The sequence below is a fragment of the Pseudoduganella sp. LjRoot289 genome, from assembly GCF_964252925.1.
Taxonomy (GTDB): domain Bacteria; phylum Pseudomonadota; class Gammaproteobacteria; order Burkholderiales; family Burkholderiaceae_D; genus Rugamonas.
The window spans coordinates 1,939,526-1,955,273 of record NZ_CAXUPN020000001.1 but is presented as its reverse complement, the minus strand read 5'-3'; the positions used below and the strand labels follow the sequence as shown (position 1 = coordinate 1,955,273).

Sequence of the window (15,748 nt, the reverse complement as noted above, 5' to 3'; positions counted from 1 at the left end):
CTAGGGCCTACGCTGGAACTCTACGTCCGCCCCGGAGAGATCATGTCCACACTTCCTAAACAACAATATCCATCGAGCACTATCCTCAGCGTGCTGTTCAGCGCCGCCCTGCTCGCAGGCAGCCTGACTGCCTGCACCGGCAAGCCGGATGCGCCCAAACTGCTGGCCGAGGCGCAGCAGTACCAACGGCGCGGCGACATCAAGGCCGCCATCATCCAGCTCAAGAACATACTGCAAGCCAATCCGGACGACGGCGCCGCGCGCGCGCTGCTGGGCGACTATTACCTGGAGGGCGGCGACCTGCAGTCCGCCGAGAAAGAGTACCGCCGCGCGCGCCAGGCACGCCTGCCCGACACCGAGATCCTGCCGCGCCTGGCGCGCGTGATGCTGCTGCAGCAGCAATACAAGGAGGTGCTGGCGACCCTGCCGGACGACGGCAAGGTGCCGGACCTGATGGCGCTGCGGGCAGCCGCCCTGCTCGGCCTGGACAAGCGCGCCGACGCCGCCCAGTTGCTGGAAGCGGCGCTGGCCCTCCAGGGCGGCAACAGCTTCGCGCTGCTGGGCAAGGCCCGCCTGGCCCTGATGAAGGCCGATCCAGCGGGCGCGATGGCCTACGCCGACCAGGCCCTGGCCCTGCACCCGGCCGACATCGACCACCTGCGCTTCAAGGCCGACCTGCTGCGCGCGCAGGGCAAGCCTACCGAGGCGCGCACTTACTACGACCAGATTCTGGCGCTGCGCCCGGCCGACCTGCAAACCCGCATCGACATCGCCGGCCTGCTGATCCAGGCCGGCGGCTTCGCCGAAGCGAAGCAGCAACTCGCCAAGGCGCGCACCATCTCGCAGGGTGGCCTGGCCCTGGACTTCACGCAAGCGCTGCTGGATTTCCGCGAACAAAAATATCCGGCCGCGCTGGAACGGCTGCAACTGGTGCAGCGCGGCGCACCCGACTACATGCCCGGCGTGCTGCTGAGCGGCGCCGTGCAATACGAGCTGAACAACAATGTTCAGGCCGAGCTGCACCTGCGCCGATTCCTGGAAAGCCAGCCCGGCCACCTGTATGCGAGCAAGCTGCTGGCGGCGACCTTGCTGCGCAACGGCAAACCGTCCGAGGCGCTGGCGCTGCTGGCCCCGCTGCTCGAGCGCCTTCCGGACGACCCGGAATTGCTGGCGACGGCAGGCGACGCCCACATGCGGCTGCAGCAGTTCAACCAGGCAGCCGACTACTTGCAGCGCGCGGTGGAGCTGGCGCCAGGCGCGCCCGCGCTGCACACCGCGCTGGGCGCCAGCCGCCTGGGCATGGGCGACGGCCAGCGCGCGATCGCCGAACTGGAGCGCGCCAGCGGGCTGGACAGCAAGTCTAGCCGCGCCGGCACCATGCTGGTGGTGGTGCATCTGCGCGCCAGGGACTACCCCAAGGCGCTGGCGGCGGTGCACACGCTTGAAAAGCAGGGCAACAATCCCGCGGTACAAAACCTGAAGGGCGGCGTGCTGCTCGCCAGCCAGGACTTCGCCGGCGCCCGCGTCGCCTTCCAGGGCGCGCTCTCACTCGACCCCGCCTATCAGCCGGCGCTGGACAATCTGGCGCAGCTCGATGTGCTGGAGCAGCAGCCGGAACGCGCGCGCCAGCGCTACGAGGCGGTGCTGGCCAAGGACAAGAGGAACATCGCCGTCATGACGGCGCTGGCCCGGCTGGCCACCGGCCAGGGCCGCATCGCCGAAGCGATCGCCTGGCTGGAGCGCGCCCAGCGCGAAAACCCGGACGCGCTGGCGCCGGCCATGCTGTTGGCCAAATACTATCTGCGCGCGGGCGACACGCCGAAGGCGCTGATCCTGGCGCAAAAGATCCAGGCCGGCAATCCAGGCAACACGGAAGCGCTGGCGCTGCTGGCGCTGGCGCAGACCACGGCCGGCAACCACGAGGCCGCGCTCGACAGCTACAGCAGCCTGGCCGCCCTGCAGCCGGATTCGCCCATGGTGCAGATGCAGATTGCCGGCGCGAACATGGGCTTGCGCAAGCTGCCCGCAGCGCTGACGGCGGCGCGCAAGGCCCTGGCGCTGCAGCCGGAGAACGGGCTGGCGCAACTGACCACGGTGCGCCTGCTGGTCGAGCAAGGCAGCTGGAACGAGGCGTTCGCCATCGCGCAGGCGGCGCAGAAGCGCAACCCGCAGCTGCCGCTGGGCTACAGGCTGGAGGCCGACATCCTGATGGCGCAAAGCCGGACCGCGCCGGCGCTGAAGCAATACGAGTATGCCTATAAGCTGGAGCCGAGCGGGCCGGCCATGATCGCCGTCCACCGCGCGCTGACGACGCTGGGGCGCAAGCCGGAGGCCACCGAGCGCTTCCTGCAGTGGCTCAAGCTGAATCCGCGCGACGGGGCGGCCCGCATCTACCTGGCCAGTGCGCTGCTGGCGGCACAGGACTATGCGGGCGCCGCTGCGCAGTACGAAAAGATCGTCGAAGCGGACGCCGGCAACGTGATGGCGCTGAACGACCTGGCGTGGACGCTGCAGTCGATGAAGGACCAACGGGCGCTGGAATTCGCCGAGCGCGCCCACAAGCTGGCCGGCGACAATCCCGCCATCAAGGACACGCTGGGCTGGGTGCTGACGGAGCAAGGCCAGGCCGGGCGGGCCTTGCCGCTGCTGAAGCAGGCCAGCGAGGCGGTGCCGCAAGCGGCCGACATCCGCTTCCACTACGCGACGGCGCTGATGAAAACCGGCGACAAGCCCGCGGCGCGGCGCCAGTTCGAGCTGCTGCTGGCGGACAAGTCCTTCACGCGCCAGGCCGAAGTGCGCGCGCTGCTGCCGCAGTTGTGAATGGGCAGGAAGGCCGGCATGCCGCCAGCGTCGCTTTTGCTTACACATGCGCATCGCTGCGGCCCAGTACGCTCCTGCCGGTCTGCACGCCACGGGCGTAGCACGGAACGGCTGACTCATGGCGCACATATTGCTACATATGGATGAGTTACCCACCAACCAGGAGTTCACCATGCAGGAATTCACCATGCCCAGCCTTACCGTCTTGCGCAACACGCTGCTATGCCTGTCCGCCACCCTGGCGCCCCTGGCCATGGCGGCGCCGCTGGCCCCCTTCGTGCTGAGCAAGCCGGGCCTGGTGGAAATCAAATACACCGGCTATCAGGCCTTCAGCGCCGACCCGGGCGCCAAGTATGCGAGGGAATCCTCGTTCGGCGCGGGCTATATGACCTCGATCAACGAGGTCGACAATCCCGCCAACAATTACTGGCAGCAGGGCCAGAACAACCAGAGCATCTCCTTCATGATGTACGGCGCCAACGACACCAGCCAGTCGCTGGGCACCGGCGGCACGGGCCGGCGGGTCTACAGCGCGGGCTGCAGCAACGCCGCCTTCGGCTGCGACCACAAGATCCACCTGGACTTCTATCTCGACAAGCTGGTCGGCGGCACCAATCCCGGCTTCGGCGCGGGCGGCCTGAAAGCGAGCGACCGCCAGTCCTTCAACAAGCTCAAGGGCATCACCGACGGCCAGTTGCTGATGAGCTGGGAATTCACGCCCGGCCTGGTCACCGGTCCGGTGGCCGGCATGAGCAACCTGGCCTTCGACCCGCTCTACACCACGCTGTTCCAGGAGCTCGACGGCCTGCCCATCCCTGCCTATGGCACCGGCACCTATCTGGCCAATTGCACTTCCGGTCCAGCCTGCCTCTACTTCCGCAGCAGCGGCCAGGCTGGCGGCGCGGACTTCTTCGGCATCAACACGATGACCGCGCTGGCCACCGGCTCGGCCATCGCCAGGAACGGCTGGAGCAGCCGCCTGGCCGATCCCGTCATCGCCCAGGTCGAGCTGTCCTTGCCCGGCATGCCGCTGCTGCTGGCGGCAGGCGTGCTGGCCATGCTGGCGCCGGCTTCGCGCCGCCGGCGCGGCCTGCATGCCTAGTCCTACCCCGGCCGCTGGTAGCGGCCGGGCGCCACGATGCCCTGCGGATCGAGCGCCTGCTTGATGCGCGCCGCCACGTTCCAGTAGCTGTCGGTGCCGCTGTCGAGCCCGGCCATCGACTGCAGGCCGACCCGGTAGGGGACGTAGCCGGCCTCCATCACGGCGTCGAACAGCTGCCGGTAGCACAGGATGGCGCGCGCCGATTCGTCTTCGTCCTCCTTGTCGTAGGCGACCGTGATCACGCCGCCCAGCGCACGCTCGTTGATCATGCTGAAGGTGACGAACAGGTCAAAGCCGTGCAGGCGGAAAATCGGCTCGGCCAGCGCATGCACCCGCAGCAGGTCTTCGCCGCGCATCGGCAGCACCGGCGATACCCACAGCAGGCCGCAGTTGTCCAGCGCGGGGTTGGCGTTGGCCGGGAAGCCCGGCGGCAAGCCGCCGCGCCGCCGCCAGTAGGCGCCGGCGAGAAAGCGTCCGTTCGGGATGCCCCGGTTCATGTCGAACAGCGAACGGCCCAGCGCCACCTTGGCCTGCAGCCGCTTCCCCAGCGGCCAGCGCCCCAGCAGCCGCGCTGCGGCGGCGCCCACGGCCAATTTGCGCTCGTCGAGGAACTGCGGCCGGGCCGCCGTGTGCCGCAGGGCCTGCCGCACCGCGCGCCGCGCGCATGCCACTTGGCAGGCGCTGCCGTAAAGGGCGCCCGACACCGTCCACGCGCCGACGCCGGCCTCGGCGCGCAGCGCTTGCCGCAGCGCGGCCGGCAGCGGCGCCGCCCCGCCCGCCCGCGCATGCGGATACGTGGTGCCGCCCGAGATCACGCGCAAGTCGTTGCCGATATGCAGGATGCTGCGCAACGTGCCGTCCAGCCGCAGCGGCCGCAAGGCGTCGACCACGGCGGCGATATCCTCGTGCCGCTCGACCATGCACAGGAAATGGTTGATCGCTTCGCTCTTCGGCATCAGCCACAGTCCGACGCTGGTGACGATGCCGAAATTGGACTGCGTGAACAGGCCATCGAGCCAGGGGCCCACGCCGTAGGGAAACACCCGCGCGTTGCGCGCATGCGCGAAGTGGCCGAAGCCGGTGTTCAGCACCGCGCCGTCGGCCAGCACGATCTCCATGCCGCACACGTTCTGGAAGCGGTTGCCGTAGGGGCTGTGGCCGAAGCCGCGCTCCAGGATGTTGCCCATCAGGCTGGTGTCCGGGCCGGCGCCGGTGCTGTCCATCCACAATGGCAAGTCCTCCGACAGCAGGTACTGCGACAGCTGCTGCTGCGTCACGCCGGGCTCGATCACCACATAGGCCAGCTTGGGATCCACTTCGCGGATGCGGTTCATACCGCTGAGGTCGACGATCACCTGCCCGTCGTAAGGCGCGCACGCGTCGCCATAGCCCCAGTTGCGTCCGGTGCTGATCGGGTACAGCGGCACGCGCTGCGCCGCGGCGATGCGGACCAGCCCTTCCACCTCGCCGCGGTGCTGCGGCCGCAGCACCGCCGCAGGCCGCGTGCTCCACGAGGAGGTGCTGCTGGCATAGGCCGCCAGCGTCGCGCTGTCGTCCAGCGCCCGCTGCGCGCCAAGCAGGGCGCGCCACTGGGCCAGCGCCACGGACAGCCCGGCCAGGCCGGCCGAGTCGGTGCCGGCCACGGCTAGTTCCGTCCCTGCACCAGGCGCGAGGTGATGCCGGGCTCGTCCCAAATGGGGAAGAAATAGGGGTAGAAGGAGCGTTCCGTGGTCTGCTGCTCCATCAGGCCGCCGAACTTGCGGATCTGCTCGCCCATGAAGTCCAGCTCCAGGCGCAGCAGCACGGCCGGCGCGCCCACCCTGCTGCAGTTGCGCTCGCCGCCGAAGTCCTTGAAGCCGAGCATGCGTTTGTAGAACATCACGTGGCGCGGATTGACTTCGATCACGTAGTCGGTGTAGCCGTGGATGTTGTGCGCGTAGATATAGGAGATGTGGATCAGGGCGGCGAACACGCGCTTGGACACGCCCTTGTCGATCGCCAGCCGGGACGGCTCGCACAGACGGCGCTGCTGGCCGCGCAGCAGGTCGAGCTTGTCGCGGAAGTTTTCATCGGCCGGCAGGCCGAGTTCGGGGTCGTCCAGGCACAACGACATGGTGCCCACGGTTTCGCCGCCGGTTTCCGCGTACAGCGTGATGCGGTTCAGCACATGGTGGGCGGAAGGATCGACATCATAGCCGCGCCAACCGTACATCTTCTTTAATAACAGGGTGGCGGCTTCGCGCCGGCCGCGTGAATTGGCCATGCGGATATGGAAGATCTGCTGGTCGATCTCGTGATCCAACGAGGGATCGGCCAGTCCTTCGCCGATGACCAGGTCGCTCAACCCGGTCGTCGCGTCAAAGGAAATGATGGTGTCGTCGTCTTGGTGCACGCTCGCACTCCTTTGTTTATCGTTTTCGCGGCCACCTCGCAACGGCGAGCTGGGCTCATCTGAATCAGACAGGCAGATCTGGAAGAAGTTCAACAAAACGCGAATTTTTTTGCTGGGGCCGTCAGACGGCAGTGTCGCTTTCCTTGCCAGCGCCCGGCCGGCGTCCGCACGAGGCCCCGGCAGCTACATGTAAACCGTTGATTATCAAGGGTTATTTCGCCTGGCACGGTTACTGCTCAATGAACATCAACGGCACCCACCCGCGCCGTCATCGTGGAGTCACTTAATAGGAGAAACACACCATGAACATCGTCAAAAGAGGTTTTCTGCAAACGACGCTGGCAGCCAGCCTGGCCCTGGCCGCCGTCGTCCCGGCCCATGCCAACACCTTCGCCTCGTCCATCCTCAACATCAGCAACTTCCGTCTGCTCGATTCGACCGGCACCGCCTTCAGCACCACCGATTTCTCGCGGCTGACCGGCACCAACGACGCGCACGCCACCGCGCAACTGAACGGCGTGTTCGCGAACGACGCCGATTCGCGCAGCATTCTCAATCCCGTGCCGCCTAATATGGCCCAGCAATGCGTGGGCACCTGCCCGCCGGTGCCGCCGGACACCTACACCCCGATCGCCGGCATCCCGCCCGTGCTCACCACCTACGGCCACGCCGACCAGCGCCTGACGGGCGCCTCCATCATCATCGGCGCCACGCCGGCCGGCGCCAACGCGTCGACCCGGGCCGACGCGTCGACCGCCGTCAATGCGGTCGCCTCGGGCAATTCGGACGTGGGCACCTCGACCACCTTCGCCTTCACGCTGGGTTCGGCCGACGCCATGACCATCGCCTTCGACGCCAATCCCTACACCCGCGCGCTGGTGACGCCGGGCTCGGGTCCGACCTCGAACGCCAACGCGCGCCTGTCCTGGTCGCTCAGGATCGTCGAAATCGCCACCGGCGCGAACGTGCTGACCTTCTCGCCCGACTACCTGAACGGCGACAGCAATGTCAGCGCCACCGACGGCGCGCCCAACGACCTGATCTACGCGCCGGGTTCTCAGTTCTTCACCGCCACCACGCCGCTGCTGGTGGCCGGCGTGGCCTACCAGCTCACCATCCAGCACAACTCGCTGGCCAACGCGCTGCAGCAGGAACTGCCCGAACCGGGCACGCTGGCCATCCTGGCAGCGGGCCTGCTGAGCATGTCGCTGCTGAGCCGCCGCCGTCAAAGCTAGGCCCGGTTCCTGATTCACCGCACCACCCCCGCAATACTTTGACGCGGCTCAAACCGAGGCCACATACGGTCTGAGCCGCGTCTAGCCCCTCCTATAATCGGAACACCAAGCAGCATCCGCCGCCGACCTTCAGGAGCCCGGGACATGGAAGACTTCATCAACCAGCTACTCACCAGCGTGCGCGGGATCTGGAAATACCGTTGGCCGGCCATAGGCATCGCCTGGCTGGTGGCGATGGGAGCGTGGATCAGGATCGCCTCGCTGCCGGACAACTTCCAGACCTCGGCCCGCGTCTTCGTCGACACGCAGACCATACTCAAGCCGCTGCTGTCGGGCATGACCAGCGTGCCCAACGTCGAGCAACAGGTCGCCATCATGAGCCGCACCCTGCTGAGCCGTCCGAATATCGAACGCGTGATCCGCATGGTGGACATGGACCTGAGCAGCAACACGGCGCGCGAGCACGAGCAGCAGGTCGAGGACTTGCTCAGCAAGATCAAGATCGCCAGCACCGGCAGCTACGACATCTACACCATCACTTACAGTAACAGCAATCCGCGCCTGGTGCGCGACGTGGTGCAGTCGCTGCTGACCATCTTCGTCGAGGGCAGCTTCAAGGGCAAGAAGGGCGAGTCGCAACAGGCGGTGCAGTTCATCGACGACCAGATCAAGACCTACGAGGACAGGCTGGCTGCCGCCGAGAACACCGTCAAGGAGTTCAAGATGGCGCACAACACGCTGCTGCCGCGCCAGGGCATAGACTACGGCGTGCAGGTGCTGATGTCGGCCGACGCGCTCAACACCGCCAAGCTCGAACTGATGGAGGCCGAACAGGTGCGCAACGCCATCAAGTCGCAGACCACCGGCGACGAGCCCATCCTCGGTGAGCTCAGCCCGGCGGCCATCGTCAATCCCGAAATCGACGAGCGCATCAGCGCGCTCAACAAGAACCTGGACACGCTGCGCCTGCAGTACACCGAGCTGCACCCCGACATCGTCTCCACCAAACGCCTGGTGCAGCAACTGGAGCAGCGCAAGGTGGAGGAAGAGAAGAGCCGGCCGGCCAACGCCGACCCCGGCAAGAACTACAGCCCCATGCTGCAGCAGCTCAAGGTGGCGCTGACCGAGGCCGACGCCAAAGTGGCCGCCGCCAAGGTGCGGGTGGTGGAGATGGGCGCGCGCCACGCGCGGCTGGAGGCGCAAAGCCAGGCGGTGCCGGAGGCCGAATCCCAGCTGGCCGCGCTCAACCGCGACTACCTGATCAACAAGGAAAATTACGAAAAACTGATCAGCCGGCGCGAAGTGGCCAAGCTGTCGGGCGACCTGAGCCAGACGACCGAAATGATGAGCTTCAAGATCATCGACCCGCCCACGGTGCCGATGCGGCCGGTCGGCCCGAACCGCGCCCTGCTCTACAGCGGCGCACTGCTGGGCGCGCTCATCGTGGGCACGGCGGCGGCGCTGCTGATCAGCCAGATCCGGCCCACTTTCCTGAGCCCGGCCGAACTGCGCACCATCACCGGCCTGCCGGTGCTGGGCACGGTGACCATGAACTGGACGCCGGCCCAGCAGACCAAGCGGCGGCGCGGCAAGGCCGGCTTCGGCGCCGCCCTCGCCTGCCTGCTGCTGTCCTATAGCGGCGTGATGGCCAGCACCCTGCTTCAATAACGCCGAGGACTTCCATGAACATGCCAGAGAATTTACCCGCCCAGCCCGCGCACATGGCCGCGCCCTCCCCCGCCGCGCGCGTGCAGCGCCACGTCGAACTGGACCTGGAGCGCATGGCGCAGCTGGGCATGGTGACGCACGAGGGCGGCCGCACGCCGGCCGCCGAGGACTTCCGCATCATCAAGCGGCCCTTGCTGCGCAATCTGCGCGGCGACAACGGCGTGACCATCCGCAACGGCAACCTGATCGTCGTCACCAGCGCGCTGCCCGGCGAGGGCAAGACCTATTGCGCCATCAACCTGGCCATGAGCATCGCCATGGAACGCGACATCACCGTGCTGCTGGTGGACGCCGACGTGGCGCGGCCGTCGGTGCTCAAGGTGCTGGGCCTGGGCGCCGAGGCCGGGCTGATGGACATCCTGCTGAACGACGAGCTGGAGCTGGCCGACGTGATCCTGAAAACCAATGTGCCCACGCTGAGCATCCTGCCGGCCGGGCGCAGCAACCGGCACGCCACCGAGCTGCTGGCCAGCCGCAGCATGAGCACGCTGCTCAGCGAGATCGCCAACCGCTACGCCGACCGCATCGTCATTTTCGACTCGCCGCCGCTGCTGATCACCACGGAGGCGAGCGTGCTGGCGTCGCAGATGGGCCAGGTGGTCATGGTGGTGGAAGCCGAGACCACCACACAGAACGCGGTGCGCGAAGCGCTGCGCCTGCTCGACTCGTGCAAGCACGTCAACCTCATCTACAACAAGATCAAGGCGTTCCCCGGCACCGAATATTATGGCTATTACGAATAAGGCCGCCGCCGTGTTGGCCGCCGCCGCCGCCGTTGCCAGCGCCGCGACCGCCCCCGCCGCGCCTGCGCCGCTGGTGCTGCACCTGGTCGACCGCCTGCCCGAGGACGGGCGCGAGGACAGCCTGTTCAAGCTGCTGCGCCAGATGCCGGCCGGCCGCTACCGCCATGTCGTGCTGACCCTGAACGGCGCCGCCGAATGCGAAGTGCGCCACAACGGCGCCACGGTGCAGGTGATGAGCTTGAGCGCGGGCGGCGGCCTGGGCTGGACCGGCTGCGTGCGCCTGTACGGCCTGCTGCGCCGGCTGCGACCGGACTTGCTGCATACGCGCAGCGTGCGCGCGCAATTGCTCGCTGCCGTGGCCGGCGTCCGCATCCGCTTGCCGAACGCCCAGCCGGCCGACGCGCTGCCCGCGCGCCACGCGCTGGGGCGCTGGCTGGCCGACGCGCTCGGCGCCGGCCCTGTGCTGGTCCATCCGGCGCACGGCGCCATCGACAGCGTGCAATTCCATCCGCGCCTGGGACTGGCCGCCGCTGCTGTCGGACCGCCCGGTTTCCTGTGCGAAAACGCCTTCGTCATCGGCGCCGTCGGTCCCATGGACAGGGCGCAGGACCACGTCTCGCTGGTGCAGGCTTTCCTGGCGCTGCTGGAGGAGCTGGGCCGCGACGCGACACCGCTGCGCCTGCTGATCGCCGGCGACGGCCCCTGCCGCGATCTGTGCAAGGCCATGCTGTGCGCCGCCGGCGCGGGCCACCTGGCGTGGCTGCCCGGCGCGCGCGACGACGCCGCCCGTTTGATGCGCTCAATGGACGTGTTCGTTGCGCCGTCCGCCACGCCGGTCTACGGCGACAGCCTGCGCGTGCTGGAGGCCATGGCCAGCGGCCTGCCGGTGGTCGCCGCCATGGCGGGCGCCCACCCGCAGCTGGTACAAGCAAGCTGGACCGGCACGCTGGTGCCGCCCGGCCAGCCCGAGCTGTTGGCGGACGCGGTGGCCGACTACTACCGCATTCCCGGCCTGGCCCGGCGCCACGGCCAGCGCGCGCGCCGCCTGGTGCTGGCCCACCACAGCCTGGCCACCGTCGCCGACCGCTACCTCACCCTGTACGACACCCTGCTCGCGCGCCAGGCGCGCTGAATTCCACCGTCCATAGTCCAGCGCAAGCGGAAAGGCATGCCGATGTTCTCCTCCACCTCCTTCCTCTTCATCGTTTTTCTCCTGCTGCTATGCGGCTACACCCTGCACAAGGTGCGGCTGGTCCACATCCTGCTGCACGAAGTGCGCGACCATGCGCTGCACGAACCGGCCGGCTTGTACCGGCAGCTCGAGGCCCTGCAAGGGCTGTACGCCGAACTGCATCTGGGCAAGAGCTTGCCGGGCACGCGCGGCTGGGCTGCCTCGCCGGACTTCCTGCTGGAACTGGCGCGCCACGCGCAGGCCGCTCGGCCGCAGGTGGTGGTCGAGTGCAGCAGCGGCACATCCACCCTGGTGCTGGCCCGCTCCATGCAGCTGAACGGCGGCGGCATGGTGTACAGCCTGGAGCACGATCAAGACTATGCCACGCACACGCGGCGCGAGCTGGAGCGGCACGGCTTGACGGCTTGGGCGCGGGTGCTGGACGCGCCGCTGCAGCCGCAGCAGTTTGGCGAGGAGACCTGGCCCTGGTACGCGCTGGACCGGCTGCGCGCCGCGCTGCCGCCCGGCCAGGGCATCGACATGCTGGCCATCGACGGCCCGCCCCAGGCGACGCGCAAGCTGGCCCGCTACCCGGCCGGCCCGGCGCTGTTTCCGCTGCTGGCGCCGGGCGCCGCCGTCTTCCTCGACGACGCCCGCCGCCCCGACGAGCAGCATATGCTGGCGCTGTGGCGCACGGAATTCCCCGAACTGAAGCAAAGCACACGTCCCTGCGAGAAAGGCTGCGCGCTATTGCAGCGCGCCTAGCACGCTGGCGCGACAGTTTCCAGCCGGGCCCGCGCGCCCCGCACCGTTCACGGTTCCAGCTGCTGCGCCGCCTTGCGCGCGAACGCCGTCTCCGCTGCGTGCGTCATATGGTATTTGTCCCGCGCCGCGCGCATCGCGGCCAGGTGCGCCGGCAGCCGCGCCGTCGTCAGTTCGACGCCGAAGTCCGCCGGCGCCATCCCGCCATCGCCCAGGATGCGCGACAAAATCATGCGGCCCACGTTGTCGCGGTAGTGCGACGGCTCCCAGTAGTAGGCCATGTCCTGCCGTCCGCTCGCCTGCGGCACCGGCTCCGTGGTCACGCTGTTGAAGCCTGAAAAGTCAACCAGCGTCACATCGCAGCCGCCGGCGCGGCGCTGGTCGGCGGCCGCCGCCAGCGCCCGCAACCACGTCTCCATCGCGCCCCATTTCCCGGCCCAGTACAGCGTATCCAGCATCAGCGCATGCGTCGGATTGACGTACAGGCGCACACGCGCCCCCTTGCCGCACAGTTCCGCCAGCCGCGCACGCAACACGTTGAGCGCGTCGGCAGTCGGCCCGACGCCGTGCACGAATTCCCCCAGGCGGGGCTGTACCGCGGCCGCCGTGCCGCCCTTTTGCGCAAAGCGGTGCACCAGGCAAGCCGTGTCGCGCTGCCCCAAGAAAGCCAGGCTGGACCTGCACACCCCTTCTTGCGCTCCGCTCAGCAGACGCAAGGAGTCGCGCGCCATCTCCAGGCTCACGGCGCGCTTCATGTTGAGCATGGCGCGCCTGGCCAGATAGCCGCCGCCGTCGGCCAGCAGCGCAGCGTCCATTTCGGTGTTGCCGACGTCGAGCGAAAAGGACGGCGCGTCCAGCCCCCACACCAAGGTGTGCAGGCGCGACACCCGCGCCGCATGCTGGGCCATCATGGCCGCGTCGCCCAACGTCGCGCCCGACAGGCCCGCGTTGAACACCGTGCGCCCGCCGAACAGCGCAGGCAGGGCCGGCAAGCCCACCTCGGTGCGCGAATTGCCGACATAGACCACGTCCGGCCGGTAGCGCGCCAGCGCGTAAGTCTTGGCCCACGGGCCCAGCCGCTCGCGCACCGGACGCAGCAGTTGTATCGGCGGCGTGTCCCACTGGTGCGTCAGGTAGGGGTCGACAACATAGTTGAGCGCGCCGACCGCGCCCACCACGGATGCGGACACGCCGCAGAACAGCTTCAGGTAGGCACGCATGGGTCAGAACTGGAAATAGAGGAATTCGGACACGCGGTTCATATTGAACACGCAGCACAGGAACAGCGCCGAGATCGCGACGCTCCAGCGGCGGCTCGGACGCCATGCGGGCCAGCCCGGATGGCGCAAGATTCTTTCAATGCAGGGCTGGTAGTGGCAGAATATTTCTTGCGTGTTCGGCGCCGCGAACGCCAGCACGGCCGCCGCCAGCAGGGCCGGCAGACCGGCGCCGTCCAGCGCCATCCAGCGGATGCCTTCGAAGCCGGCATGCAGGCCGATCCGCTCCAGCGCCCCGGCGAGAAACTGCAGGCCGCGCGGCAACGACACGCCGTTGCCGCCGGCCAGCGCGCCCAGGATGTCAGCAGCCGTCGCCAGGTCCGGTGCGCGGAACAGCACCCAGGCCAGCATCACACACAGAAACGTCAGCGGCACGCCCCACCGGCCCGGCGCCGGAGCCTGGGCAGCGCCGCGCATGCGCCGCCAGCCCTGGTGCAAGATCAGGAAGGCGCCGTGCAGCGCCCCCCAGGCGACGAAAGTCCAGCCCGCGCCGTGCCACAGCCCGCCCAGCACCATGGTTGCCATCAGGTTCACGTAGCGGCGCACCCGGCCGGCGCGGTTGCCGCCCAGCGCAATGTAGAGGTAGTCGCGCAGGAAGCGCGACAGCGTCATGTGCCAGCAGCGCCAGAACTCGCTGATGTTGCGCGCCTTGTACGGCGAGCTGAAGTTCAGCGGCAAGCGCACGCCGAACAGGCGCGACAGCCCGATCGCCATGTCCGAGTAGCCGGAGAAGTCGAAATAGAGCTGGAACGTGTAAGCGAGCACGCCTATCCATGCCTCGAGCAGCTGCGGATGGGCACCGGCCGTGAACACGGGCGCGGCCAGCGGCGCCAGGGTGTCGGCCAGCAAGACCTTTTTCGCCAGCCCCAGCACGAAAATCGACAGCCCGATGGCGAAATTCTCCGCCTGCGGCCGCGCGTTGTCCGGGTCCGCGAACTGCGGCATCATTTCCTTGTGATGCAATACCGGCCCGGCCACCAGGTGCGGGAAATAGCTGACGAAGAGCACGTAATGGACGAAGCGCCTGTCGCTGGCCCCGCCCCGGTAGCAATCGACCAGGTAGGCGATCTGCGTGAAGGTGAAGAAGGAAATGCCGATCGGCAGCACGATGTCCCAGGCGTTCCAGCCCGCTCCGGCCGGCATCAGGCTGGCGGCGAAGAAATTGGCGTATTTATAGTAGGCCAGCAACAGCAAGTTGCCGGCCAGCGCGCAGCCCAGCCAGCGCTTGCGGGCGGCGCCGGCGGCGCCCGCGATCAAGATGGCAGCGCCGTAGTTGGCGCAAATGGAGGCGAACAGCAGCGGCAGGAAACGCAAACTCCAATAGCCGTAGAAGAACAGCGAGGCGGCGGCCAACCACGCCATGGCCCAGCGCGCCCCGAGCCGCCCCAGCAGGAAATAGCCCGCCAGCACCGCCGGCAGGTAGAGAAACAGGAAGCCGAAGGAGTTAAACAGCACACGCCACTCCCTCGGGCAGCAGTTCGGCATAACAGCCCGCGATCTGGGTGGCCACGCGCTGCCAGGTGTAGTGCGCGACCAGCGCCCTCACCTTGTCGCGCGGCGGTTGCGCCGCCGCCAGCGCCAGGATGGCGGCGCGCTGCGCCGGGCCGTCACTCCAGGCCACCTCTTTCAGCGCGAAGGCGCTGTTGGGCAAATGGAGCGCATTCTCCTTGGTGACCACGACCGGCGTGCCCGCCGCCAGCGCTTCCAGCACCGACAAGGGCAGCACTTCGCCCTGGCTGGGCAGCGCCACCACGGCGGCGGCGGCGTAGGCGCTGGCCAGCAGCGGATCGTCGTGCGCCAGCTCGCCCAGCCAGCGTACCCAGGGCTTGTCCGTGATATTCCTCAGGTAAGGCAGGAATTCGCGCGCCGCGCGGCCGATCAGCACCACGGGCAGTTCGCTGCCGGCCAGCGCCTGGACCAGACCCAGCTGATTCTTGTAGGGCGATATGCCGCCCACCATCAGCACGAAGGGGCCGCCGATGCCGCTGTGGCGCCGGAACAGTTCACCGTCCGCGCCGAAAAACTGCGGCGCGATGCCGTTCGGGAAGACGCGGATCTTGCCCGCTTCGATCTGGAAGCCGTCCATGATGGCCGCGCGCTCGGCCTCGCCCAGCGCGATCACCAGTTGCGACAGCTGCAGCGCACTCTTCATCTGCGCGTAGCTGGTCTGTACATTCCACGCCGTCAGGCGTCCTGCCAGCCGGTCGACCATGCGCGCGCGCAAGCCGCTGGAACGGTTCCAGCCGGGCGACACCAGCGGCGAAAGCACCACCGGCACCCCCATGTCGCGGGCCGCCTCCACCACCCGGTGGTTGCCGTTGACGGCGGCGAACACATGGACCAGGTCGTAGGAATCGAGGCGGTCGCGGTTGGGGTCGGCCAGTTCGACCTCCAGGCCGCGTCCATCCACGCGGCCCAGGCCGTTGAGCGCCGCGATGGTCTCGCGCACCTGGATCTGCAGGCCGCCTTCGCGCTGGAACAGCATTGGATATGACAATATGCCCACACGCATCGCAGC

Annotated in this window: 12 protein-coding genes; 7 read left to right on the top strand and 5 right to left on the bottom strand. The window is 68.1% G+C overall.

Annotated elements, in window-relative coordinates; all coding sequences use genetic code 11:
• The first annotated feature begins 42 nt into the window (after window positions 1-42).
• Window positions 43-2,820: an XrtA/PEP-CTERM system TPR-repeat protein PrsT gene (gene prsT / locus ACSQ8Y_RS08385; RefSeq protein WP_436265987.1), complete on the top strand. Its 2,778-nt coding sequence runs from the start codon at window positions 43-45 to the stop codon at window positions 2,818-2,820.
• A gap of 139 nt (window positions 2,821-2,959) precedes the next feature.
• Window positions 2,960-3,922, top strand: coding sequence for a hypothetical protein (locus ACSQ8Y_RS08380; protein ID WP_436265986.1), 963 nt, complete (start codon window positions 2,960-2,962; stop codon window positions 3,920-3,922).
• A gap of 2 nt (window positions 3,923-3,924) precedes the next feature.
• Here ACSQ8Y_RS08380 and ACSQ8Y_RS08375 read toward each other — a convergent pair whose 3' ends face one another.
• Window positions 3,925-5,565 (bottom strand): FAD-binding oxidoreductase, encoded by a 1,641-nt coding sequence (locus ACSQ8Y_RS08375; RefSeq protein ID WP_436265985.1) that lies wholly within the window; start codon window positions 5,563-5,565, stop codon window positions 3,925-3,927.
• Between the two features lie 2 nt (window positions 5,566-5,567).
• Complete coding sequence (locus ACSQ8Y_RS08370) at window positions 5,568-6,314, bottom strand: N-acyl amino acid synthase FeeM domain-containing protein (protein ID WP_436265984.1); 747 nt, start codon at window positions 6,312-6,314, stop codon at window positions 5,568-5,570.
• A gap of 302 nt (window positions 6,315-6,616) precedes the next feature.
• Between ACSQ8Y_RS08370 and ACSQ8Y_RS08365 the strand changes: the two genes are divergently transcribed.
• The 5 genes from ACSQ8Y_RS08365 to ACSQ8Y_RS08345 all read left to right on the top strand — a co-directional run bounded on the left by ACSQ8Y_RS08365 (window position 6,617) and on the right by ACSQ8Y_RS08345 (window position 11,956).
• The gene (locus tag ACSQ8Y_RS08365; protein ID WP_436265983.1) at window positions 6,617-7,549 is read left to right on the top strand and encodes an EDSAP-1 family PEP-CTERM protein; all 933 of its coding nucleotides are present in this window, start codon (window positions 6,617-6,619) and stop codon (window positions 7,547-7,549) included.
• A gap of 144 nt (window positions 7,550-7,693) precedes the next feature.
• A complete protein-coding gene (locus ACSQ8Y_RS08360) occupies window positions 7,694-9,217 on the top strand; it encodes an XrtA system polysaccharide chain length determinant (RefSeq protein WP_436265982.1) in 1,524 nt (507 codons plus the stop codon).
• Window positions 9,218-9,237: 20 nt separating this feature from the next.
• The gene (locus ACSQ8Y_RS08355) at window positions 9,238-10,020 is read left to right on the top strand and encodes an XrtA-associated tyrosine autokinase (RefSeq protein WP_436265981.1); all 783 of its coding nucleotides are present in this window, start codon (window positions 9,238-9,240) and stop codon (window positions 10,018-10,020) included.
• The gene (locus ACSQ8Y_RS08350; protein ID WP_436265980.1) at window positions 10,004-11,152 is read left to right on the top strand and encodes a glycosyltransferase; all 1,149 of its coding nucleotides are present in this window, start codon (window positions 10,004-10,006) and stop codon (window positions 11,150-11,152) included. Before ACSQ8Y_RS08355 ends, ACSQ8Y_RS08350 begins: the two co-directional genes overlap by 17 nt.
• Before the next feature lie 36 nt (window positions 11,153-11,188).
• Entirely contained in the window at window positions 11,189-11,956 is a 768-nt protein-coding gene (locus ACSQ8Y_RS08345; protein WP_436265979.1) for a class I SAM-dependent methyltransferase, read from the top strand.
• Window positions 11,957-12,003: 47 nt separating this feature from the next.
• Here the strand turns inward: ACSQ8Y_RS08345 and ACSQ8Y_RS08340 are convergent, their stop codons facing one another.
• From ACSQ8Y_RS08340 to ACSQ8Y_RS08330, 3 genes are read right to left on the bottom strand one after another with little or no spacing between them, the layout of a single operon-like run.
• On the bottom strand, window positions 12,004-13,173 hold the full coding sequence (locus ACSQ8Y_RS08340; RefSeq protein ID WP_436265977.1) for a hypothetical protein: 1,170 nt from the start codon (window positions 13,171-13,173) through the stop codon (window positions 12,004-12,006).
• A 3-nt stretch (window positions 13,174-13,176) separates the two neighbouring features.
• Complete coding sequence (locus ACSQ8Y_RS08335) at window positions 13,177-14,685, bottom strand: MBOAT family O-acyltransferase (protein ID WP_436265976.1); 1,509 nt, start codon at window positions 14,683-14,685, stop codon at window positions 13,177-13,179.
• Window positions 14,675-15,742, bottom strand: coding sequence for a glycosyltransferase (locus tag ACSQ8Y_RS08330; RefSeq protein WP_436265975.1), 1,068 nt, complete (start codon window positions 15,740-15,742; stop codon window positions 14,675-14,677). The genes ACSQ8Y_RS08335 and ACSQ8Y_RS08330 overlap by 11 nt, the downstream gene beginning before the upstream one ends.
• Window positions 15,743-15,748 lie beyond the last annotated feature (6 nt).

Excerpts from the sequence above, each read along its gene's own strand:
- prsT (WP_436265987.1), top strand. The coding sequence starts at position 43 with ATGTCCACACTTCCTAAACAACAATATCCATCGAGCACTATCCTCAGC.
- ACSQ8Y_RS08380 (WP_436265986.1), top strand. The coding sequence starts at position 2,960 with ATGGATGAGTTACCCACCAACCAGGAGTTCACCATGCAGGAATTCACC.
- ACSQ8Y_RS08365 (WP_436265983.1), top strand. The coding sequence starts at position 6,617 with ATGAACATCGTCAAAAGAGGTTTTCTGCAAACGACGCTGGCAGCCAGC.
- ACSQ8Y_RS08360 (WP_436265982.1), top strand. The coding sequence starts at position 7,694 with ATGGAAGACTTCATCAACCAGCTACTCACCAGCGTGCGCGGGATCTGG.
- ACSQ8Y_RS08355 (WP_436265981.1), top strand. The coding sequence starts at position 9,238 with ATGCCAGAGAATTTACCCGCCCAGCCCGCGCACATGGCCGCGCCCTCC.
- ACSQ8Y_RS08350 (WP_436265980.1), top strand. The coding sequence starts at position 10,004 with ATGGCTATTACGAATAAGGCCGCCGCCGTGTTGGCCGCCGCCGCCGCC.
- ACSQ8Y_RS08345 (WP_436265979.1), top strand. The coding sequence starts at position 11,189 with ATGCCGATGTTCTCCTCCACCTCCTTCCTCTTCATCGTTTTTCTCCTG.
- ACSQ8Y_RS08340 (WP_436265977.1), bottom strand. The coding sequence starts at position 13,173 with ATGCGTGCCTACCTGAAGCTGTTCTGCGGCGTGTCCGCATCCGTGGTG.
- ACSQ8Y_RS08330 (WP_436265975.1), bottom strand. The coding sequence starts at position 15,742 with ATGCGTGTGGGCATATTGTCATATCCAATGCTGTTCCAGCGCGAAGGC.